Below are 23,118 nucleotides of genomic sequence, written 5' to 3'. Positions count from 1 at the left end.
TGACGGTATCGTGAACGCGAAATACGGCCGCATTCTGTCAGAATTTCTGTCTGCAAGCCGGAGTTGTCAGGCCTCGTCGTGAAACGGCGGCAGGTGGTCCATCCGCCAAGAGAAGAGTAGATCACTTAACGATTGATAGCCGTACTGAGGCGTGCGTCCTGTAGAGATACGGCGATCGTACGCCTGACGCACAACGCATGTGCCCGACGGCGGCACGTCCGTTCCGGTTGTTCGAGACTACAGATTTTCATCTCCTAATAAAAATATAAAGAGTGCGTACGTGATGGAATGTCCGGCGGGTTGTCTCGCTAAAGTCAATCGCTATACCTGACAGCGAATCGCGGTATTTCGTATAAGTCAGAGTTATCAAGATAACTGCGAATGCTAGTATCGCGCACCTAAATAAATTGCCAGCGCGTTAGCGTTGTCGATGAATTCGCTGCGGGGTCCTATGTACAAGCGCTATAAGCGTGGGTTTGTCGTCGCTCTTCTGTTGATCGCGTGCACGTTGGCCACTTGGGGAGTGGTGCGTCACTTGCACGGGAGTTCCTCGCAAGAAGCCGATGCAGAACCGGACCCCAACACGCCGTTCACTGTGATCGATGCCGCGAACCGCGAACTCGACGGACACCCCGCGCTTGCCCTGACGTTTTCCCAGCCGCTCGACGCCCGCACGGACTATGACAAGGTCGTGCGCGTCATGAAGATGCCGCCGAAGGGCATACCGATAACGGCTCGGCCGGACGATAGCGATGAATACGACAGCGACGCCGGAAGCGCGCAGGGCGCCTCAGCGGCGAGCGAGGTTAGCACATCGGCGGAACAGACGGATCTTGCGGGCGGCGTTCCCGTGTCCGGCGCGTGGGTTGTCGGTGACAATCCACGCATGCTCTATTTCCCGCACGTCGAGCCGCTGACCCGGTACGTCGTGCAGATCCAGGACACGCTGACGGGCAAGGACGGCCGCAAGCTCGGCCGCGAAGTGCGCTATTCGATCACCACGCCCGCCGTTTCGCCGGCGTTCTACTTCGCGAGCCGCGGCATGGTGCTGCCGGCGAAGGAGAGCGGCGGTCTGCCGGTGATCACCGTGAATGTGCCGGAAGTCGATGTGGAGTTCATGCGTGTGCGGCCGGACCAGTTGCCGCGCTTCGTCGACGCAATGCTCGCACGCAATCAGTCGTCGGGCGTCTCGGACGACAGCAGCGATAACGGCGACGAAAGCGATGACAGCAGCCGTCGTGGCGACCCGGACCTGCAGACGGATCTGCACGGCGCAGTGTCGCTCTGGTCGCTCGATCACCTGCACAAGATGGCCGATAGCGTCTATCAGGGACGCTTCCTGACGGAGCAAAAGACCGACAAGCGCAGCGTCACGTACCTTCCCGTCGAAACGATCAAGGCGCTGAAGGAGCCGGGCATCTATGTCGCCGTGATGTCCCAGCCAGGGCGCTTCCGCTACGAATACCAGACCACCTATTACTACGTCAGCGACCTCGGCCTGCACCTGCGGCTCTTCGACCATGCGGCCGAAGCCTTCGTTAGCTCGCTGATCGATGGCGGCGCTGTGTCGGGCGTCGACATCACGTGGCTCGACCACCAGGGCAAAGTTCTCGCGCGCGGCCAGACGGATGGTGACGGCCATGCGTCGTTTGCGAAGCAGCCGGATGGCGCGGCGCTCGTGCTCGCGCAGAAGGACGGACAGATGTCGGTGCTGTCGGTTCGTGAAGCGGCGCTCGATCTCGGCGAGTTCGAGATCACGGGTTCCGATTTCAAACCCGTGCGGCTTTTTGCGTGGAGCGGCCGAGACCTCTACCGTCCGGGCGAGACCTTCACGATGTCGGTGCTCGCACGCGATGCCGATGGCAAACCTGTGCCGCCACAACCGCTGCAGGCGACGTTGCGTCGCGCCGATGGCAAGACCCAGTTCGTTTCTACCTGGCAGCCGGTGGCGGGACGTCCTGGCTATTACCAGCAGAAGATCACGCTGCCGGTCGATGCGCCCACGGGTAACTGGTCGCTCGAGCTGCGCAACGATCCGGCCGAGAAGGAGCCGGGTGCGACGGTCGCCTTCAAGGTGGAAGAATTTCTGCCGGAGCGAATGAAGCTCGATCTGGCGAGTCCGTCGGCCGTGCTCGCGCCAGGACAGGCATTCCATGTCGACGTGACCGGCACGTACCTGTACGGTGCACCTGCTGCGGGCAACCGTCTGCTTGGCGTCGCGGAATTCTCGCGCGACCGGAATCCGCTCCAGACGCGTTATCCGGGCTTCGAGTTCGGCGACGCGAACGACGACACGCTGAAGGTACGCCAGCAACTCGACGAGCAGGCGCTCGACGATGACGGCAAGAGCTCATTCGACATTGCCGCCGACCCAGCCGCAAACGCGCATTCGCCGGTTACCGTGCGCGCGACACTGAGCTTGCTCGAAACAGGTGGTCGCCCCGTCGTGCGCAATATCGAGCGCACGATCTGGCCGGCACAGGTTATGACGGGCGTGCGTCCCCTTTTCGCCGGCGACTATGCGCCTGAAAACTCGCCGGCTGATTTCGAGGTGATCCGTGTCGACCAGGCTGGCAACCTGAAGGCCGCAAAAGGCTTGCAGGTGAGGATGTTCCGCGAGAACCGCGACTACTACTGGCGATTCGACGACCAGCGCGGCTGGAATTCCGGCTTTACGGAAACGGACGAGTTGACCTATACGGGTGTGGTGGACATGCCCGCGAGCGGCCGCGCGAAGGTGCGTGTGCCTGTCAAATATGGCCGTTACCGCCTCGAACTGTTCGACGCGGCCACTGGTCTGACGCAGCGCTATCGCTTCTACGCGGGATGGGATGCCCAGAGCGACGAACAGGCGGGCCAGCGTCCCGACCGCGTGGCGCTGAAGCTCGACCGCGATGCGTACCAGAGCGGCGACACGGCGCACCTTACGATCACGCCGCCGCACGCCGGCGCGGCGCTGATTACGGTCGACGGCGATCACACGCTGTGGACGAAGCGCGTGAAGATCGACGGCGCGAGCAGTACAGTCGACATTCCGGTCGACCGGGCGTGGCAGCGGCACGATCTGTACGTGAACGTGATGGTGCTGCGTCCCGGCAACGAAGGCGACCTCGTCACGCCGACGCGCGCGCTCGGCCTGATTCAGCTACCGCTCGCGCGCCAGGACCGTAAGCTCGATATGACGATCGAAGCGCCGGCGAAGGTGAAGTCCGAGTCCGTCGTGAAGGTCAAGGTGAAGGTGCCGGCGGCGAAAGGACAGAACGCGATGGTGACGCTGGCGGCCGTCGACGTCGGGATTCTCAATATCACGAAGTTTCCGGTTCCCGATCCGTTCGAGGCGTTCTTCGGCAAGCTCGCCTATGGCGCCGACCTGCACGACATCTACGGTCGCCTGATCGAGAAAATGGCCGGCAAGAAGGGCAAGCTGAAGTGGGGTGGCGACACCGCGCCGAAAACGACCCAGGATCTGCCGAAGAAGGTGAAGCTCGTCGACCTGTTCACCGGTCCCGTCACGCTCGATGCGAACGGTGAAGCAGAGATTCCGCTCACGCTGCCCGATTTCAACGGCACGCTGCGGCTTTCGGCTGTTGTTGCGACTGCCGACCGTTTCGGCAGCCAGAGTCAGGACATGGTCGTGGCGGCGCCGGTGATCGCCGAGTTGTCGATGCCGCGCTATCTGAACTTCGACGACCGCTCGACGTTCGCGCTTGACCTGCAGAACCTCACGGGCAGCGCCGGAACGTTCAAGGTCGATGTGAAGGCGAAGGGCGGCCTTAGCGTGCAGAACGGCTCGCGCGAAGTGACATTGAGCGCCCAGCAGAAAACGACGTTGCGCTATAGCGTCGACGCCGGCGAGCAGATCGGTTTGCATGCGATCGACGTGTCGGTGCAGGGCGCGGGCGTCGCGCTCACTCGCCACTACGCGCTCGAAGTGGAAGCGCCTACGCCGTCGACACAGAAGACACTGCGCTACACGGTCGATCCAGGCGCGACGATTACGATTCGCGATCCCGCCGTCATGGGCTTCTATCCGGGCTCGCTGTCGGCTCATCTGTTCGGGTCGAACGTGCCTCCGATCGATGTAAAGGCGGCCGTCAAGTGGCTGCTCGAATATCCGTACGGCTGTGCCGAGCAGACAACGAGCAGCGCCTATCCCTGGCTTTTCGTCGACGAGGCGGCGGCGCGGCGCTACGGCCTCAAGGTCTACACGCGCGACGAGCGCGCACAGCGGATCGATTTCGCGCTCGGCAAGCTGGGCGGCTATCAGTCGGCTCGCGGCGGTTTCAGCCTGTGGGGCGGCGCGCAGGACGACTTCTGGCTGTCCACCTATGTGACCGGCTTTCTCCAGGACGCGCGCGCACAAGGCTTCACCGTGCCCGACGCGCTCTACAACAAGGCGATGGACTATCTGCTGCGCAGTTTGCAGGAGGGCAGCGCGCAGATTACACCGTTGCCCGCGCGCGTCCTGACGCCTGACGATCTGCGCCGCCTGATCGACGACGTCTCGCGAAACAATCGCACCTATGAGGGGCTCGTCCAGGCCGGGTATGTGCTCGCCCGAGAGCGCCGTGCACCGATAGCGACACTGCGCTTGCTGTTCGATCAGCGCGCGCAGGCGAATTCGGGACTTTCGCTCGTCGAGCTTGGCATCGCGTTGAACCTGATGGGCGACACTGCGCGCAGCCAGCAGGCGATCACGCAGGGGCTCAAGATGGAGCGCCGGACGGGTTACTGGTGGTGGGACTACGGCAGCGATGTGCGTGATCTGGCGATGCAGTATGTTCTGCTCGATCGCGACCACATCAAGGTGCCGGACGCGGCGATGTTGCTGGGTCGCGTGCAGAGTGCGATCGCTGTGAGAGGGGGCGACTATTTCAGCACGCAGGAGCGTCTCGCGCTGTTTCGCCTTGGGCAGGCGCTGGGAGCGCAAGAGCCGAAGCCGTGGAGCATGACGATCACCAGCGCGGGTAATACGCGTACCGTCGACAGCGCGAAGACACAGTTCGCGGACGTCAGCGCTACGGAGTTCGCTCAGGGGCTGACCGTGACGAATCCGTCGGATCAGCACCTGTTCGTGGAACTCTCGTTGAGCGGCAACCCGGTGCAAGCGCCGAAGCCGCCCGCTAGTGGCAGCGCGCAAATCACGCTGTCACGGGAGTATCTGAAGGCTAACGGCGCCCCGCTCGGCAACGCGCCGCTAAAGGTCGGCGATACGGTGCTCGTCCATCTGCATGTGCGTGCAAACGACTACGTGACGGCCTCGGCGCTCGTCGTCGACCGGATACCGGCCGGCCTCGAAATCGAGAACGCAAATCTGGTTCAGGGCGAAAACGGCGATAGTCTCAAGGTGGGCGGCACCGACGTGAACGAGGCGATGCAGAGCAACCGCATCCAGCACGTCGAGTTCCGCGATGATCGCTTCGTTGCTGCGATGAAGCTCGGCTGGGGCGATCAAGAACTGTTTTACCGGGCGCGCGTCGTGACGCCTGGGCAGTACACGGTGCCGCCGGTCTTTGCGCAGGACATGTACCGACCGGATGTCTTCGGCGTGCTGGATCCGCAGACGAAAATGACAATCGTCGACACTGCTGCGCCGGCTGCGACCGCTGGCGCTGCGAATGAGGTCGGATCTTCCGGGGCGGCCGAGCAAGCCCACGCTGCGTCGGCGACGGCCAACTGACAGTCAGCAGAGGATCGTGTCCAACGATGGGGATCGCACGGCAGCGTCCGTGCGCTCGCGCTGGGCGGGCCGCTGCGCCTGTCTGCGTCGCAGCATGCAACGTCTGCTGGTCCGCGCACGTGCGTCGCGCGCGTTGCGGATCGGCGCATCAGTTGTCGTGGCGGTCGGCCTCGTCGCGGTCGCCGCCGACCGTCTCTATCCGCTGCCGACGCCGGGGCGCTCCGCGCCGTTCTCGCTGATCGTCACGGCGCGCGATGGCACACCGCTGCGCGCGTTTCCGGACAAGCTGTATATCTGGCGCAATCCCGTCGCGCTTAACCAGGTTTCACCTCTGTACGTCGAGGCGGTCATCGGTTACGAGGACCGGGCGTTCTGGTGGCACCCGGGTATTAACCCGTTCGCGCTGGTGCGGGCTGGCGCGCAGTGGATATGGCACGGTCACATTGTGTCGGGCGGCTCGACGATCACGATGCAGGTTGCACGCATGATCGACCCGACGCCACACACGATGGCCGGCAAGCTGAACCAGATCCTTCGCGCGCTTCAACTCGAGGCACACCTCTCGAAGCGGGAAATTCTCTCGCTCTATTTGAATTACGCACCGATGGGCGGTGTGCTCGAAGGTGTCGATGCGGCGAGCCGTGCCTATATCGGCAAGCCGCCTTTGAATATGAGCCACGCCGAGGCCGCGATGCTCGCGGTGCTGCCGCAAGCGCCATCGTTGCTGCGTCCCGACCGCTATCCAGAACGGGCTCGACAGGCACGAGACAAAGTGCTGCACCGGATGGCGGATCGTTGGGCGGCGCCAGACATTGCCGATGCCCTTACGGAGCCAGTTTATGCGCAGACGATCCGGGAGCCCATGCTCGCACCGCTGCTGGCGGAGCGGCTGAGACGCGGCGCGCGTGGCAAGCTGCGTGTGACGAGCACGATCGACGCGGATCTGCAAACGACGGTCGAAGCGCTATTACTCGAGCGTGTGCGCACGCTGCCGCGTCATGCTTCGAGCGCGGCGCTCGTCATCGACAACGCGACGCTCGAAGTTCGCGCCTACGCCGGCTCGGCCGACTTCAGCGATCTCGAGCGAGCGAGCCACGTCGACATGGTGCGCGCATGGCGCTCGCCGGGTTCGACGCTCAAGCCCTTTCTCTATGGCTTTGCGCTCGACGCCGGGATAATCGATTCGGAGTCGCTACTAAATGATGTGCCGCAGTCGTTTGGCGGCTATCAGCCAGGCAACTTTCAGCAGTCGTTCAGCGGCGCAGTGAGCGTGTCTGAAGCGCTGACGCGTTCACTGAACGTACCGGCGGTGCAGGTGCTCGATCAATACGGCCCGGACCGCTTCGTCGGCAAGCTGAGGCAGGGTGGCCTGAAACTGCGCTTTCCGCGCGGGGCAACGCCGAATCTCGCGGTGATTCTCGGCGGCGCCGATACGACGCTCGAAAATCTCGTGGGTGCCTATGCATCGCTTGCGCGTGGCGGCATGGCGGGCTCGCCGCGCCTCACGCCTGATGCTCCGCTCGACGAGCACCGCATCATGAGCGCCGGTGCCGCGTACATCGTGCGCGATATTCTGGAGACCGGTGGCCCGCTTGGGCGCGCGATCGGAGAGCGCGGCACGTCGCGTGGCATCGCGTGGAAGACGGGGACGAGCTTTGGCTTTCGCGATGCGTGGTCGATAGGCGTGACGGATCGCTATACGGTGGGCGTATGGATCGGGCGGCCGGACGGGACGCCGAACCCCGGCTACTTCGGTGCGAACGCCGCGACGCCATTGATGATGAGCGTCTTCTCGGCGCTGCCCGACGCCGTCGTGACCTCGCACCGCGAACCGCCGCCGGATGTGACTCAGGCGCAGATCTGCTGGCCGCTTGGCAATGTCGTTGGCGCGCAGCCCGACGCGCTGTGCGCCGTGCAGCGCCGGGCATGGTTGCTCGCCGGCGTGGCTCCGCCCACTTTCCCCGATCCGGTTCGCGGCGGCGAGCCGATCCTGCGTTACGCCATCGACACCGTGACTGGACTGCGCGCAACGTCGGACTGTACGGATCATCCGTTGCGGCAAGTAGAAAGCCCATTGTGGCCTGTGGCGCTCGAGCCATGGCTCGATGAACAGAGCCGTCGGCTTGATCCGCCGCGCTGGGCACCTGGCTGTGCGCCGCCGGCTGGCGGCGCAGGGCGCCTCGCCATTACTGGCGCGAGTTCAGGTGAGGTCGTGCGGAGTGCGTATGGCGCCGCTGCGCCACAGGTACATATGGGTGTGATCGGTGCGCGGGGTGTCGTCGGCTGGCTGGTGAACGGGACGCTTGCAGGGCGTGCCGCGGCGGCGAGCGGATGGACCGTGCAGTTCCCCAAGCCCGGTGAATATGCGATCACCGCGTTCGATGAAAGCGGGCGATACGATCGCGTGACGATCGAGGCTCGGTAGCGGGGCGACAGGGCGCTCAGTTCGCTCTCGCGCGGCCCATACGCGTTTTCTGTGCGCCGCCGCTGATAACGGCCCTTTCGCACACACGTTGAGTCGTATTGCAAGCGCTTGTGCTGCAATGCGAGGGCGTCCCCGGTCCGCGCGCATACCGTCGGAAATACCATCGCATCCTCTCTCCGCTCAGCAGATGCCTTCGCGCGTGAGGTTGCGTCATTTGTTTATCCCAATTTCTTCGTTCCCTTCTGGTGCCCCGCACCATAGAGTGGCTCCGTCCACCTAACGAGAAATGGAGATCACATGCGTATTCCGCCGTTGCTTAAGGTTCTTGTCGCCGGTGTCGTCGCTTTCGGTACCGCGGCCGCTCATGCCGACCAGCTCGCAGACATCAAGCAGAAGGGTGAAATTGTCTTCGGCGTACTCGGCACCGATGAGCCGAACAGCTTCATCGATCCGCAGACGCGCGACTATATCGGCTACGAAATCGATCTTGCCAAAGATGTGGCGAAGAAGCTCGGCGTGAAGCCGGTATTCAAGCAACTCTCGGTGGCCGCGCGTATTCCCGAACTGCAACAGGGCCATGTCGATGTGCTGGCGGCCTCGCTCACGCACAACAAGGAACGCGAGTCGCAGATCGATTTCGGGCTGACGCACTTCATCACTGGATCCAAAGTGCTGGTTGTGAAGTCCAGCGGCATCCACAGCATCCCTGATCTGGCCGGCAAGCGCGTGTTGACGGTCAAGGGCGGCACGCAGGTGCCTAACCTGCTGCGCGTGGTGCCGACGGCGCAGGTCGTCACATTCGAAACCACCCAGCAGGCATTCCAGGCGTTGCAGCAAGGCAAGGGCGTGGCCTACGTGAACGACGAATCGTCACTGTACGACGACATCCACAAGCTCGGCCCGCGCGCTTCCGAGTATGAAATCCTGCCGCAGAACTTGAACGTCGAGCCGCTCGCACTGGGTGTCCGAAAGGGCGAGCCGGCGCTCAAGACCGCCATCGACGGCGAACTCCGCGAACTGGAAGCGTCGGGCGAGGCCAATCGTCTCTACGACAAGTGGTATGGCAAGGACAGCAAGCTGAAATTCGGTCCGCGCAACTTCAGGATCGAAACCGACAAGATCGACGACGACAAGGTCACCGGCTAACAGGCACACCGGCACTGTCTCGTCTGCGGCAGCCCACCAGGCGCTTCGATGGTGGGCTGCCGCCGTTCTACCGCTTTGCGTTCTCCCATGCCGCCATTCGATCTGTCGATCCTGCTCTCGGGCCCTTACCAGGCGATGTTGCTGGCCGGTCTACGGCTGTCGCTGACCTTGCTGGGGGCGACGTTTGTCCTCGCCCTTTCGCTTGGCACGTTGATCGCACTCGCGCGTCTGTCGCCTTTCGCGCCGATGCGTGGCCTCGGTAGCGTGTTCGTCGAGTCGCAGCGCAATGTGCCACTGCTCGCGCATCTGTTGTTCTGGTACTTCGGCGCCCCCGAACTGCTTCCCGACGCGGCGAGGCAATGGCTCTACGCACACGACGTCGAGACGATCGCAGCGGTGGTCGCAATCACGCTGTATTACGCCGCATTCATCGCCGAAGACGTGCGCAGCGGCATTCGCGCTGTCCCGACCGTTCAGTTCGAAGCGGCGCGCGCGCTCGGCCTGCCGTGGCTCGCATCGATGCGTCTCGTCGTGCTGCCGCAGGCGCTGCGTGTCGCCGTGCCGCCGTTGCTCTCGCAGACGCTCAACATCTGGAAGGACACCAGCATCGCCACCGTCATCGGTACGGCGGAACTCATGTATCAGGCAGCCAAGGTGGAAAGTGCCACGTTTCGCAGCTTCGAGGCATTCACGTTTGCGACTGTGAGCTATCTGGCGGTGTCGCTGCTGATCTCCGCGCTCGCGAGCGGTTATCACCACCGCTTCCCATCGCGAACATCATAAGTATTCCGACATGACGTTCATCGACGTGATCCGGACATACGGGCTCTATTTTCTGGTCGGCCGATTTCCGCAAGGCCCGCTGGGCGGGCTTGCACTGACCCTTGTGCTGGCAACGCTCGGCTTGTTGCTCGCGATGCCGCTCGGCCTGCTGCTCGGACTCGCCCGCGTAAGCCCGTGGCGTTGGCTGCGCTGGCCAGTGACGACGCTGGTGTTCGTCGTTCGCGGTACTCCGCTGCTCATGGTGGTGTTCTGGGCGTACTTCTTCCTGCCGAGCGTCACGGGTATCCAGACGGGGCAGTTCGCCACGATGCTGATGGCGCTGGTGTTGTTCGATAGCTGTTACCTGGCCGAAATCGTGCGCGCCGGCATTATGGGTCTGCCGCGCGGCCAGATGGAGAGTGCGCGCTCGCTCGGTTTGCCGTGGATCGCGGCCATGCAGCTCGCGATCCTGCCGCAGGCGCTGCGTCACATGCTGCCTTCGCTGGTCAACCAGTTCATCTCGACCATCAAGGAGACGTCACTGGGCTACATCATTGGCCTCGCGGAAGTGTCCTTCGTGGCCACGCAGATCAATACGCAGGTATTCATCTATCCCACGTCCATCTATCTGATCCTCGGCTTGACTTACTTCGTACTGTGTTTTTCCCTTTCGCGGTTTGCGTTCTGGCTGGAGCACCGGTCTGCGCGCCAGACCGAGTACAACGCAACAGCAATGGCCACTTCATGATCCAGTTCGACAACGTCAACAAGTGGTACGGTCGATACCACGCGCTGGTCAATATCAGCGAAACCTTCGCCAGGGGCGAGGTCGTGGTGATCTGCGGACCGTCGGGTTCGGGCAAATCGACGCTGATCCGCACCCTCAACCGGCTGGAGCCGATCGACTCGGGACGCATCCTGCTCGACGGCGACGATATTCATCGCCGCGGGCTCGATATCGACGCGTTCCGCTCGCACATCGGTTTCGTGTTCCAGCAGTTCAATCTGTTCCCGCATCTGAGCGCGCTCGAAAACTGCACGATCGCGCCGGTGCACCTGAAACGCGCCACGAGGCAGGAGGCACGCGAGCGTGCGCTGGCGCTGCTCGATCGCGTGGGACTTGCACACAAAGCGAACGCGTTCCCGTCGGAGCTGTCAGGCGGCCAGCAGCAGCGCGTGGCGATCGCGCGTGCACTGACGATGCAGCCGCCCGTGATGCTGTTCGACGAACCCACATCTGCGCTTGATCCGGAAATGGTGGGCGAGGTTCTGCAGGTCATGAAGAGTCTTGCGCGCGACGGCATGACGATGGTGGTCGTGACGCACGAGATGGGTTTCGCGCGGGAAGTGACCGACCGGGTGCTGTTCATGGATCACGGCGAAATACTGGAGCGCGCCGCACCGGAGCGGTTTTTCGCCCGGCCTGAGCATCCACGTGCGAGGCGGTTCATTTCGGATATCCGTATGGCGTCCGCGTCGCTTTAAGTCACGCTGCTTTGCTGGTGCTGCATCCTCGTGTACGAACGGTGATGCGCAGGCCGTGCGCGTGACGTATCGCCAAAGCCGACGCTCGCCGCAGCCGGGCGAACGACGTCATCCGTCATTGGTAAGGAGCACAGCAAAACGTCGCGTGGATTCAAACGCAGAAAACGCAATGATCAGACCGACGGTGATCGGCACGGCGAGGAAGGCGCCCGCGATGCCCCAGATCGACGACCACACCGCCAGACTGATCAGGATCACCGCGGGGCTCAGGTTCAGTGAGCCGCCCATCAGCCACGGGTCGAGGAGGTGGCCGACCACAAAATTCGCGATCGTGAGCAACATGAACAGTACGATTGCCTCGCTCCACTGGCCGAACTGCAGCGCGGCGAGCAGCGTCGGCACGGCGACCGAGATCCACGAGCCCGCATACGGGATGAAGTTCAGCAGGCCGATCAGCACGGCCCACAGCTCCGCAAATTCAAGTCCGATGAAGCGCATGCAGATCCAGCTCACGATGCCGAGGATCGCGCCGAGCAGAGCCTTCATCGCGAGATAGACGCCGATCTTCGAGTTGATCTCGTCGATGACGGAGACGATGCGCGTCGAGCCTCCCGCGAAGTTCACGAGCTTGCGGCGGTATTTCGCGTGCTCGATGAGAAAGAACGTCGTGTAAAGCAGCACGACGATGATCGCCGCGAGCAGTGACGATACCGACGACAGCATCGTGGTAAGAATCGCCTGCACGTCGACACTCCCCAGCAGATCGCGGCGGATCGCAGTCCAGCTCGCTTCGGTTTCGATGTGCAGCAGCGCGGCGAATTTCGTGAGCAGCACGAGCAGCGTCGCCTCGTACTTCGGCGCAACCGCCATCAGCCGGTCCTTGTCGGAAAGCAGCAGGTCGACCGACAGGTAGACGGTGAAGAGCATCAGCGTTGCCGCGATCGCGTAGCGCGGACCGGCTCGCAGACGTTTGCCGAGGTACGGAATGCGGCACAGCAGGTTGGCGAGACCGAAGACCACATAAGTCGCGATGATGCCGAACGCGATCGGCACCAGTACGGAGCGGCCGACGTACAGTCCCCACCCGAGCAGCGTGGCGAGCACGGCAGCACATGTGCATTTCAGCAGAGCCTGGTTCATGCGTTCCCCTGCGAGCAGCGTTGCCTGCCGGGTTGCGGACCGCTGCGTCAGTCGCAGCGGGACTCTTCACCGGATAACGACTCGTCGGCGGCATGGCGCTTGCGTCGTCCTCGCCACAGTACGCCGACGACCAGCGCGATAACGCCCGCGGCTATCACGATCGCCATCGCCGCCGGCAGGTGCGCACGGACCCACGGCACGTTGCCGAAGAAATACCCGGGCCCCGCGAGCGTGCATACCCAGATCACCGCGCCCCCGGTCGCGAAGCGCACGAAGCGGCGAAACGGCATTTTCGTTGCGCCGGCGAGGGCGGGCGCGACCGCCCGGACGATTGCGATGAAGGGCGAGTACAGCAGCAGCGCAGCGCCGTGACGCGCGTAGAGCGCGCGCGTTCGTGCAGTTAGCTTGTCGATCCAGCCGCTGCTCTTCGGCTGCCATACCGACGCGACGGCACGTGCGAGCCAATAGTTGAACACTTTTCCAGCGACCGCGGACGCGACCAGCACCGGCGCAAGCCACACGGGCTGCAGCACGCCGACGGCGGCGAGTGCGCCTGAGAGGAACAGCAGCATGTCCGCAGGCAGAAAGACGAGCGGCAGTACACCGACACTGCAGAAGATGAACGCCCCGAGGATCGCGTAGGCCAGCGTTCCATGCTGGACCAGCAGCGCTTCGAGGTCCTGGTCGAGTTGCAGGACGAATTGCATGAACGTAGCCATGCTCGCCGGGGACGTGTGCGTTGGTCGAGCGGTCAGTATAGCGGCAAGCGCGAGGCGGTTTCGCTCCGAGCGGCAGGCGGGGGGGGGGGCTGGCCGCGCGCGAGCCACGCCAATCCCTAAAGAGGGAGCCGTGCCGGGCCCGATCAGATCGGCATACGTATTGCCGCCATGCCAACGACGTCCGCACTATTCGACTGCTCAGAACGAGTAGCGGGAACCGGCATTGATAAACCAGCCGTTCAATTCGTACGACACGACGCGGCGCTGATAGAGCGCATCGCCGTAGATCGAAAGACGATTGTTGAACCGGGTGGTTACGTCGGCGCCAGCCTCAACTGATGAACCGTTTCTGCCGAGTTCAAACGGCACGCGTCAAATGACAGCACTGCCGCCACCGTTCAGGGGCTGCAGGAAGTTCGGGGCGTTCGATCGAAGCGGCGTAAAGGCAAACTGCCACGCTGCGAATGCGTCGCCGATGTGCCGTTTCTGCCCGGCGGCTGGCAGTTTCGCCGTTTTTGACCTACAAATTAAGTCAGGCGTTTTGGGACGCGAAGCGGCGGCGCTTCGCATCGATGTCGTTTCTGACGACGCACACCACCAGGCTGCTGCAGGAGGAGGTCGACATGGACGCTCAAAGTTGGAGTTATACGGAACTGACTGCCGCAGTCGAGGCCGAGATTAAACTGCAACTCCAAAAGGCTCATGTTGCGTCCTCTGAACTGGAGCGCAGAAGCTGCCGGGACTATGCCGTCGGCACCTACTTTGCCTGGGAGTCGATCATGCGTGCACATTCAGCCGAGCGCCGACTGGAGGATGCGCAGCGGCTTGGCGAAATGGTGTCGCCGTCCGCTCACCTGATTTCCGCTTCCCAGGAATCGATAAATTCCGTTACCGCGGGGAAGGCGCGCTAGGGAGTTGCAGGCTCCCCCACTGTGGTGCGCAGGCTCTGTCTTGATCCTCGCAGGTTTTCCCCCATTGGATGCATGCCGCTTTTCGCCGGCGAGCGTTGGAGGATACGGTTTGTGATGGACGCGGGGAGCGGGTCACTGGCAACTCAACCAGGCCGCAAATCTCCACATCCAGCAGGCACTAATTCGGGCCCGCACTCAAGACGCGACCACGTTAGCGCTGCGCTGGATCTGTGACGAATCCGATCTTCGAGAGACCGCCACGCTGTGCGGCCGACATCAACTGCGCGACGTGTTCGTACGCGACTCGCCGGTCCGCATTCAGATGTATCTCCGGTTGCGGCGACGCCTGCGCAGCCGCTGCGATCTTCAGGTGCAGCGCGTTGTCGTCAACCGGTTCACCGTTCCACAGCACGGAGCCGTCTTGCTGGATCGACACGTTGACCTGCGCCGGTTTCGCGTCCTCTTTCTGGCTGCTCGCGTGCGGCAGGTCGATCTTCACCGCGTGGCGAATCACCGGGATCGTCACCATGAACACAATGAGAAGAACGAGCATGACGTCGACGAGCGGCGTCATGTTGATCTCATTCATCACGCCATCGTCCTCGTCGCTGGAAAAGGCATTCATCGCCATTGAAAACCTCCGTCGTTATTGGCGGTGCGCGGCGACCCGCAGGTTGCCCATCGGCGACGACAGTCGCGCGCCGGTCACGAAGTAGCCGTGCAGGCCATGCGCGAAGCGGTTCAGCTTCGTGACAATGGCCTTGTTTGCGCGAGTGAGCGCGTTATAGCCGAGCACTGCGGGGATCGCGACGAACAGGCCGAACGCGGTCATGATCAGTGCCTCGCCGACCGGACCCGCGACCGCGTCGATCGACGTCTGACCGGTTGCGCCAATCGTCATCAGCGCGTGATAGATACCCCACACGGTGCCGAACAAACCGACGAACGGCGCCGTGCTGCCGATCGACGCGAGCACCGCGAGACCGCCTTGCATCTTCGCGACCGCGTCGTCCATCGTGTCCTTCAGGCAGCGCGTTAGCCAGTCCGACACGTCCATCCGGTCGTGCAGATGGGGCTGCGTCTGGTGATGATGCTCGGCGGCCTCCTGACCCGATAGCGCGAGCGCGAGGAACGGATTGTCTTCCCGGTTTGCGTGGCCAAGCTTCTGCACGCCTTCGGCGAAATTGTCCGAATGCCAGAACCTCTCTTCGGCGTGCTTCGTCAGTCGCTTCAGGCGCACGACATTCCAGCCCTTCGCGACGATCACGCACCAGGACAGCACCGACATGATCAGGAGCGTGAGCGCGATACCGCGTGTCACGAATTCGCCTTGCTCCCAGACGTGGGCGATACCGTAGTTCTGCATTGTTTTTTCCTCTTTTCAATTCATGATATTCACGGCTTCACTCATCCTTAGTTATGCAGACTGAAGTCGAAAGGTTGAGTGTAGGCGGCACGCACGGGCTCGCCGTTTTCCTTATACGGCTTGCACGAACTGTCGCGCATCGCTGCGAGTGCGGCGTCGTCGAGACGGCTGTAACCGCTGCTCTTCTGGAGCCGGATGTCTTCGATCTGCCCGCTCAGGCCGACCACGAAACTTACGGACGCGGTGCCGGTTTCGCCACGCCGCTTCGAGAGCATCGGGTAATCCGGCTGGGCGATCCGGCAGTCGAGGTGCGACACGTTTTTCGGTGCGCTCAATTCCATCGTCGGCTTGCCCTGCGCGGGTGCGGCGGCAGGCGGCGACGCCTCAGGCGCTGAAGGCGCGGCGGCGGACGGTGTCGGCAATGCCTGTGCGGCCGTCTCGTTCTGGTGCTCCGACGGCGCTTGCGCAACGGGCAGCGGCACGGGGCGCACCGTTGGCTGCACTGCCGGTTTTGCGTGAGCGACGCGTTGGACCGGTTTTGGCGGAGTCGGGGGCAAACTGGCTGCGGCTGCAACCGCAACCGGATCGGGCTGAAGCAGTTCGGCGGTGATCGCGTGCGATCCCAGCGCGACCGATGTGGAGGCGTCGCGTCGTGTCAGCACGATTGCGATCAACGTGGCATGCAGTGCAACGACGAGAGCGATTGCTGTGGCGACGCGGCGATCCGCTCCGGCAGCAAAAAGCATGGGCTGTGTACTCAATTCCATGGATGAAGCAGGGGTTTCGAACGTCGTCTACGCGGGCATGCGCACCGTCCGGCTTATTCCGGCTGATTGCCGGCCGAAAAATATTATACGAAACGCGAATCATTCGCAATCGCATTACGGTAAGATTCCGCTCCTGGGCTTTGGGGCCGGGCACAACTCGCGCACGAGCCGCCTTGATTACTACCTTGCAGGGGAACGGATGCAACCGGACTGGACGGCACGCTTGCCATCGATGCGCTTTACTGCCGACGCCACGGCCAGGTCGGCATGAGCGCGCTGTTCGATCGCGTGCGCCGGGCAGGCCCCATGACGGCGCGCATCATCGGCGCCGTCTTCGGTGGTTATGCGCTTGGCGCGCTTGCGAGTGTCGTGGCGCTCGCGCTCCCGATCGGCACGACGCAAGCGGCGATCACTGGCATGCTCGCGAGTTTCATCGTGTACGCATGTACGGTAATTGGCGTCTTTCTTGCGCGTCGTGGACGCAGCGTGCGGCAAAGCATGTCCGGCCTGCATACGTGGACGGGCCTGCTTGCCGGCTGGCTGCTTTACGCGATGTTCCTGACCGGCACAGTCAGCTATTTCAGGGACGAGATTTCGCAATGGATGCGCCCGGAACTCGCGTTTCACCATGAGTCTCCCGATGCGGCGACCGCGGCCGCGCGCGTGAGCGCGACGCTCGGCACCGTCGCGCCGGATAGTTCGCAGTGGTTCATCCAACTGCCGACGGCACGCAGCAACGTCGTCAGTGCGTTATGGCTCGCGCCGCACCCGCACCCGCAGCCAGGTCAGCAGGCCTTCCAGAGCGCGACGTTCGATCCGGCGACCGGCATGATACTCGCGACACGCGACACACTCGGCGGCGATTTCTTCTATCGCTTCCACTATCAGTTCTACTTTCTACCGGTCGTGTGGGGCCGCTGGCTCGCGGGCCTGTGCGCGATGTTCATGCTGATCGCGATTATCAGCGGCGTCATCACGCACAAAAAGATTTTCGTGGACTTCTTTACGTTTCGCTGGGGCAAGGGCCAGCGTGCGTGGCTCGATGCGCATAACGCACTATCGGTGTTCGGCCTGCCGTTCTACCTGATGATCACGTACACGGGGCTCGTCATGTTGATGACGATGTACATGCCCTGGGGCGTGCAGCTCGCGCTGAGGACACCGTCCCAGAAGCATGCGTTGGACATGCAGTTGAGCACATTCATCGAGCCCGTCGCGCGTTCGGGCGTGAAGGCCGCGCTCGCGCCCGTCAACGCGATGGTGCGGGCAGGGGAGGCCCGCTGGGGCCGCAATGGTGTCGCGAGCGTGCTGGTGACGAACCCCGGCGACGCAAACGCACGCGTGGTGGTCACGCGAGGCACGGCCGCGCGTGTATCGACAAGTCCGCAATACCTGCTGTTCGACGGCGCAAACGGCACGCTGCTCGACGTGCAGGACCGCGTCGGCGGGGCAGCGGAAACGCGCGGCGTACTGTACGCGCTGCACATGGGACGCTTTGGCGATCCGCCGCTGCGCTGGCTGTATTTCCTCGTGAGCCTCGCTGGCACGGCGATGGTCGGCACTGGACTCGTGATGTGGACCGTGAAACGCCGCCAGAAGCTGCCCGATCCCGAGCGGCCCGACTTCGGTTTCCGGTTGGTCGAGCGTCTGAACATCGCGAGCATCGCGGGATTGTCGATTGCGATCGCGGGCTTCCTGTGGAGCAACCGGCTGTTGCCGACGTCGCTGGCCGGTCGCGCGGGCGTCGAAGTCGATGCGTTTTTCGCGATCTGGGCCGCCACGCTGCTTTACGCGTTAGCCCGTCCCGCCCGGCGCGCTTGGATCGAATTGCTGTGGTTCGCGTGCGCCTTGCTCGCGCTGTTGCCGGTGCTCAATGCGCTGACGACCCAGCGCCCGTTCTGGCGGAGCGTGGCCGACGGCGATTGGGTCTACGCGGGCTTCGATCTGACGATATGGGCGCTGGCAGCGCTTCACGGTGCGCTCGCCGTGCGCACGTCGCGACACCGCTCGCGCGTGCAGTCACCCCTCAAGCGCCGCGCCGTGACCCCACTGCACGAGGAGAGCACGTGATGCGGCTGCTCGCGCTGCTCCTGTGCGTCGGCGCGTTCGCGTGTCTTGCAATGGCGATGGCACGTCACCAGGAAGCGCTCCTTGGACGGGCGCTTCCGGTTGTGCACTCGCGTTGCCTGCGTGGCGCGGGCTGGTGCTCGCTGGGGATCGCGCTCGTGCTCGTTGTCGCCGGTCAGGGTTGGGCGCTGGGCCTCGTAGCGTTCAGCGGCAGCACCAGCGTTGCGGCCGGGACCGTGTACGGCGCACTCATCGCGTGGGGGCGGTGGTCCGACGCCCGCTGATTGGCCGGGCACTCTATTTCGCGCGCCATTCCCTTACCAACCGTCAGGTTTTTTACCAATGCAAATGGTAATCGTTCGCATTTAGATATACGATGGCGGCCTTCGATGCTAACCCCATCGACCCGATCCATCACAAAGCCAACGATTACGACCATGAAACGAACGGGAACGACACAGTCGTCTGTACACACGCTTCGCCTTGCGCCCGCCGCCGCCGCTGTACGCCAGCTTTTCCCCGCCATCGCCGTCTGCTTCTCTGTCTGTTCTGCCGGCTTTTCGTCGCAGGCGCACGCAGCCGATGCAGCGAGCACGCCGACTTCGGCACCGGCGTCGAACGTGTTGCCGACCGTGAGCGTGCAGGCAACCGCCGCCGCGCTGCCGGGCGACCTGTCCGCCGCTTACCCCGGCGGACAGGTCGCGAGCGGTGCGCAGATCGGCGTGCTCGGCCAGCAGAAGCTGATCGACGTGCCGTTCTCTGTGACTAGCTACACGTCGAAGCTGATCGAGGACCAGCAGGCCCGCACGCTTGCCGACGTCGTCGCCAATGATCCGGCGGTACGCACGGCACTCGGCTACGGAAATTTTTCGGAAACCTACATAATTAGGGGTTTCCAGATTTACGCGGACGACGTGGCGCTCAACGGCATGTACGGCCTCACGCCGCGCCAGATGGTCGACACCGGCGCGATCGAGCGCGTCGATATTTTCAAAGGCGCCAACGCATTCGTGAATGGCGCGTCGCCGGGCGGATCGGGGGTGGGCGGCAGCATCAACGTGCAGACGAAAGTCGCTGACGACAAGCCGCTCACGCAGCTCACCGTGGCCGGCAGCGCGTCGGGCGAACTGGCCACGCACGTGGACGTCGGTCGCCGCTTCGGCGACAGCGACCAGTTCGGGATTCGCGTGAACCAGACCGTTCAGGGCGGCGACACCAGCATCGATGACGAAGCACGTCACGCACAGCAGACCGCCGTCTCGCTCGATTATCGCGGCGACAAACTGCGCCTCAATGCCGATTTTCTGTATCAGAAGGAGCGCATCACGGAAGGCCGTCCCGGCGTCTTCGTGAGTGGCGACGCACTGCCGTCCTCGCCGTCGGCGACGCACAACTACACCCAGCCGTGGACGTGGTCGTCGCTCGAAGACACCGTCGGGATGCTGCGCGGCGAATACGACATTGCGCCGGACTGGACCGTGTATGCGGGCGTTGGCACGCGCCACACGCACGAGAACGGCGACTACCTGACCCCGACCTACGGCATCAACGGCGCGACGAGCGCATACCGTCTCGGCACCGCGCACGACGAATACTCGCTCTCGGCGCAGGCGGGCGTACGCGGGAAATTCGTCACCGGCCCGGTCAGCCATGCAATCAGTGCGGGATGGCAGATCAACCGCGTTGCCGCGTACAACGCGTTCGACTTCAGCCCGTCGTTTCCGACCAGCCTGTACAACCCACAGCCGGTTGCCCGTCCCGACGGTTTCTTCAGCGGGGGCGATTTCGCCGACCCCGGCCTGACCGCCGTGACGCTGATGCGCAGCTTTGCGGTGTCGGACACGATGGGTTTCTTCGGCGACCGCCTTCTTTTCACACTGGGCGCGCGCCGCCAGAACCTGATCCAGAACGGCTACGACTACGGCACGGAAGTGCAGAACGCGGCGTACAACCAGTCGGCGACGACGCCGGTGTTCGGTGTGGTCTACAAGCTTCAGCCGAACCTGTCCGTCTATGCGAATCGCAGCGAGAGCCTGCTTTCGGGCGGCACTGCACCGGCCAACGCGGTCAATGTCGGCTCAGTCATCGCGCCGTTTCGCGCGACCCAGTACGAAGCGGGCGTGAAGTACGACGCGAACCACTACGGCGCCGCACTGGCGCTCTATCAGATTCGCCAGCAGGTCGCCTTTACCGACAGCGTGACCGGCATTTACGGCGCGAACGGTATCCAGCGTCACCGCGGCGTCGAATTCTCGATGTACGGTGAGCCGCTCAACGGCGTGCGGTTGATCGGCGGCGTGTCGTATATCAACGCGAAGCTGGAAGACACCAATGGCGGTGCCGAGAGCGGCAATCGTCCGATCGGCGTGCCCGCCTGGACCTTCAACGCGAACGTCGAATACGATGTGCCGCACGCAAGCGGCCTCACGCTGATGGCACGCGCGCTGTGGACCAGCACGCAGTATCTGGATCAGGCGAACACGCTGCAGGTGCCGTCATGGACACGCTTCGACATCGGTGCGCGTTACAAGACTCGCGTGTTCAATCGCGACACGAGCGTCAACATGATCGTGACTAATCTGGCAAACCGCTCGTACTGGTCGTCGGCGCTCGGCGGCTATCTGACCCAGGGCGCACCGCGTACCGCGTGGTTCTCGGTGACGACGGAATTTTGACGGCGTGACGGTATGCGACCCGCGGAAAACGGCCTGCATACCGTCACAAAACCGAAGCTGTAGTGGGTGTCAGCCGGACGATCGTAGACAGTCGAACCCGAAAAACAGAATATTTCGGCGGGTGATGCCCGTTCGGAGACGCCCCGAGCATCGGCTTCACATACTGCGCAACCATGTTGAGTCTGGCGGCAAAGCCATGCCTCACATGGAGGGGCTCGCTGCGATGGCCGCGTATGCCGTCAGAAAACCATCACCTGATTGCAGCCGTAGCGCGACGTCAATAGACACAGGGCTCGGCGCAGGGCTTCGGCACGAAGGGCTCCATGGAAGAGGGACTTAGCCTGGGTAGCTCAGAAACGAGCCTCATGACGCAAGGATCTGAGGCTACCGCTGTTGCTGCTTGAGCTGTTCATTTTCCCTCTGCAATCTCCCGATGTCGCTTCGCGCCTTATCGAATTGCTCGAAAGCGGCTCGGCCGAACAAGACAAACTGCTCGTGCTTGCGCCACAGATCTTCCAGCATCGACGACACCATCTGCTGCTCGTCAGCGCTTGCTGCCGACTCGACACAAGCTTGCCGGGCAAGGCGTTCGATCTCGAATCTGGTCCTGGCAGGGTTGGCAATCATGTACTGGGGGCAATCGATGCTTTCACGCGCGCCGGACAGATCGACATGATGGCCGATCAAGCGGGTAAGCATGCTCTCTGTTTCCTTTCGATAACCGTCAGGCTCACTCGCCAGCCGATTGCAATCAATGACGATGTCGCAATATCTCGCTGCATTCACGAGCAAATACACATGAAATGCGATGAATATGCAAAACGCGTCATCGTACCTGTCTCGTGAGGACCATTCATCAGCAGAGTCAAACTCGTCGACCCTGGATAACTCCTTCAGATACAGCAAGAATGGGTCATCTCTTGCGAACCTCAGCGCATCGAACAAATAAATCATGAAGAACGAAGTGCCATTCCGCTGCTGACCGGAATACGAGTTCCATTGTGAAAATAAATTCCGCACCAGCAGAATATGGATACCGCCAAATTCACTTTTCAGACCGGCCACTTTGGCCAGCATGCCTGTACACGTCAGAACCGGCTGCTTTCCATCGCTCCGCGCGAAATCGATCAAATGGGCCACGTAACTATTGGAAACCTGATCAAGGGGCGCCGAAATTCCACCTGCGGGAGTGAATGATTCGCCGCGCTGATTTTCGACCGGGAAGAAAGAGAGACGACCGCTATCGGGCAGCAGCGGCAGGTATTCTAAATAGTAAGGCTCTGATTTTGGATGGCGGGAATTCCACGCCTTGGGTGAAAAATTCGTGAAATTAGAAAAATCAACAAATGGAATGACGCTATTGAAGATTTCGTAGTAGCACCAGAAATGGATGTCCCGCCTGAATCTTGACCAAAGCCAGGTGCTCGACGTCCTGAATCCACCGTGAATAAAAACTGGATTTCGTTCGTTTTCGTTCATGTGCCGTCCCTTTTCGGGCGATACAACTCAATCGACAATTGAGCGGCCTTGGTTCGCTGCCACGAAAATATCCAGACGCTCCCGCGCACGCACGAAACGATGTACGGGCACCTCGGCGAGTTGCGCGTCGAGCAACACCAGTAGCTGCCCGACAACCTGCTGCTCATCCGGCATCAGAGTCCACGCAGCGTTGCTTTGTATAGCGCGCTCAGCGCAACGTGCCAGTGCCTGCTCGGCCTGCCGGTAATGTTCGACATCCCCACCCGACGCTGTTTCATCTCGCAGGTAATAACCCAGATACACCACGCGCAGCAGGCGGCTCATCTGCTCAAGGCTCCCGTTGCCCGCCTTCACGGCCGCGAAGGCCAGATGATTCTCGAGTGACATCGCGTGTACGTTCGCCGACGGCAACGGCAACAAATGGCTCTTCGTCAGTGATTGACGCGGCGACTTTCGGCGATTTCCCGGCATGTTTCGTAATCACCCCGTTGTTCAC

At 62.6% G+C, this 23,118-nt stretch carries 18 protein-coding genes; 11 read left to right on the top strand and 7 right to left on the bottom strand.

Going from position 1 to position 23,118, the window contains the following annotated elements:
* Positions 1–535 precede the first annotated feature (535 nt).
* The 6 genes from L0U80_RS11200 to L0U80_RS11175 all read left to right on the top strand — a co-directional run bounded on the left by L0U80_RS11200 (position 536) and on the right by L0U80_RS11175 (position 11,498).
* Positions 536–5,680: an alpha-2-macroglobulin family protein gene (locus L0U80_RS11200; protein ID WP_267954684.1), complete on the top strand. Its 5,145-nt coding sequence runs from the start codon at positions 536–538 to the stop codon at positions 5,678–5,680.
* 16 nt (positions 5,681–5,696) lie between these two features.
* Positions 5,697–8,105 carry a penicillin-binding protein 1C gene (gene pbpC / locus L0U80_RS11195; protein ID WP_233864098.1) on the top strand — a complete coding sequence of 803 codons (2,409 nt, stop codon included), beginning with the start codon at positions 5,697–5,699 and terminating at the stop codon, positions 8,103–8,105.
* Between the two features lie 297 nt (positions 8,106–8,402).
* Positions 8,403–9,251: an ABC transporter substrate-binding protein gene (locus tag L0U80_RS11190; RefSeq protein WP_233864097.1), complete on the top strand. Its 849-nt coding sequence runs from the start codon at positions 8,403–8,405 to the stop codon at positions 9,249–9,251.
* Positions 9,252–9,338: 87 nt separating this feature from the next.
* On the top strand, positions 9,339–10,034 hold the full coding sequence (locus tag L0U80_RS11185; protein WP_233864096.1) for an amino acid ABC transporter permease: 696 nt from the start codon (positions 9,339–9,341) through the stop codon (positions 10,032–10,034).
* Positions 10,035–10,044: 10 nt separating this feature from the next.
* Positions 10,045–10,761 carry an amino acid ABC transporter permease gene (locus L0U80_RS11180; protein WP_233864095.1) on the top strand — a complete coding sequence of 239 codons (717 nt, stop codon included), beginning with the start codon at positions 10,045–10,047 and terminating at the stop codon, positions 10,759–10,761.
* On the top strand, positions 10,758–11,498 hold the full coding sequence (locus L0U80_RS11175; RefSeq protein WP_233864093.1) for an amino acid ABC transporter ATP-binding protein: 741 nt from the start codon (positions 10,758–10,760) through the stop codon (positions 11,496–11,498). The genes L0U80_RS11180 and L0U80_RS11175 overlap by 4 nt, the downstream gene beginning before the upstream one ends.
* A 108-nt stretch (positions 11,499–11,606) precedes the next feature.
* Here the strand turns inward: L0U80_RS11175 and L0U80_RS11170 are convergent, their stop codons facing one another.
* Positions 11,607–12,638: an AI-2E family transporter gene (locus L0U80_RS11170; RefSeq protein ID WP_233864092.1), complete on the bottom strand. Its 1,032-nt coding sequence runs from the start codon at positions 12,636–12,638 to the stop codon at positions 11,607–11,609.
* Positions 12,639–12,685: 47 nt separating this feature from the next.
* Complete coding sequence (locus L0U80_RS11165) at positions 12,686–13,345, bottom strand: DedA family protein (protein ID WP_233864089.1); 660 nt, start codon at positions 13,343–13,345, stop codon at positions 12,686–12,688.
* A 527-nt stretch (positions 13,346–13,872) separates the two neighbouring features.
* On the opposite strand from L0U80_RS11165, the gene L0U80_RS11160 reads away from it, so the two are divergent.
* Positions 13,873–14,268, top strand: a complete 396-nt coding sequence (locus tag L0U80_RS11160; RefSeq protein ID WP_233864088.1) for a hypothetical protein — start codon at positions 13,873–13,875, stop codon at positions 14,266–14,268.
* 211 nt (positions 14,269–14,479) lie between these two features.
* Here the strand turns inward: L0U80_RS11160 and L0U80_RS11155 are convergent, their stop codons facing one another.
* Genes L0U80_RS11155 through L0U80_RS11145 form a run of 3 tightly spaced genes read right to left on the bottom strand, consistent with a single transcriptional unit; the run spans position 14,480 to position 16,380 of the window.
* Complete coding sequence (locus L0U80_RS11155; RefSeq protein ID WP_233864086.1) at positions 14,480–14,899, bottom strand: ExbD/TolR family protein; 420 nt, start codon at positions 14,897–14,899, stop codon at positions 14,480–14,482.
* 15 nt (positions 14,900–14,914) lie between these two features.
* On the bottom strand, positions 14,915–15,634 hold the full coding sequence (locus tag L0U80_RS11150) for a MotA/TolQ/ExbB proton channel family protein (protein WP_233864085.1): 720 nt from the start codon (positions 15,632–15,634) through the stop codon (positions 14,915–14,917).
* A 47-nt stretch (positions 15,635–15,681) separates the two neighbouring features.
* Complete coding sequence (locus L0U80_RS11145) at positions 15,682–16,380, bottom strand: energy transducer TonB (RefSeq protein ID WP_233864083.1); 699 nt, start codon at positions 16,378–16,380, stop codon at positions 15,682–15,684.
* On the opposite strand from L0U80_RS11145, the gene L0U80_RS11140 reads away from it, so the two are divergent.
* From L0U80_RS11140 to L0U80_RS11125, 4 genes are all read left to right on the top strand, one after another.
* The gene (locus L0U80_RS11140; protein ID WP_233864082.1) at positions 16,379–16,672 is read left to right on the top strand and encodes a hypothetical protein; all 294 of its coding nucleotides are present in this window, start codon (positions 16,379–16,381) and stop codon (positions 16,670–16,672) included. The two genes, L0U80_RS11145 and L0U80_RS11140, sit on opposite strands and share 2 nt — an antisense overlap.
* Positions 16,669–18,471 carry a PepSY-associated TM helix domain-containing protein gene (locus tag L0U80_RS11135; RefSeq protein WP_308444853.1) on the top strand — a complete coding sequence of 601 codons (1,803 nt, stop codon included), beginning with the start codon at positions 16,669–16,671 and terminating at the stop codon, positions 18,469–18,471. The genes L0U80_RS11140 and L0U80_RS11135 overlap by 4 nt, the downstream gene beginning before the upstream one ends.
* The gene (locus tag L0U80_RS11130) at positions 18,471–18,752 is read left to right on the top strand and encodes a DUF3325 domain-containing protein (RefSeq protein ID WP_233865870.1); all 282 of its coding nucleotides are present in this window, start codon (positions 18,471–18,473) and stop codon (positions 18,750–18,752) included. Before L0U80_RS11135 ends, L0U80_RS11130 begins: the two co-directional genes overlap by 1 nt.
* 153 nt (positions 18,753–18,905) lie before the next feature.
* Complete coding sequence (locus L0U80_RS11125) at positions 18,906–21,143, top strand: TonB-dependent receptor (protein WP_233864077.1); 2,238 nt, start codon at positions 18,906–18,908, stop codon at positions 21,141–21,143.
* A 384-nt stretch (positions 21,144–21,527) separates the two neighbouring features.
* Here L0U80_RS11125 and L0U80_RS11120 read toward each other — a convergent pair whose 3' ends face one another.
* Together L0U80_RS11120 and L0U80_RS11115 are read right to left on the bottom strand one after the other, a co-directional pair.
* Positions 21,528–22,622 carry a hypothetical protein gene (locus tag L0U80_RS11120; protein WP_233864076.1) on the bottom strand — a complete coding sequence of 365 codons (1,095 nt, stop codon included), beginning with the start codon at positions 22,620–22,622 and terminating at the stop codon, positions 21,528–21,530.
* 27 nt (positions 22,623–22,649) lie between these two features.
* On the bottom strand, positions 22,650–23,009 hold the full coding sequence (locus L0U80_RS11115; RefSeq protein WP_233864075.1) for a hypothetical protein: 360 nt from the start codon (positions 23,007–23,009) through the stop codon (positions 22,650–22,652).
* Positions 23,010–23,118 lie beyond the last annotated feature (109 nt).

The organism is Paraburkholderia adhaesiva (assembly GCF_021390575.1).
GTDB classification, from domain to species: Bacteria; Pseudomonadota; Gammaproteobacteria; order Burkholderiales; family Burkholderiaceae; genus Paraburkholderia; species Paraburkholderia adhaesiva.
The sequence above is the reverse complement of the archived record's forward strand: the minus strand, read 5'-3'. Positions and strand labels throughout refer to the sequence as shown.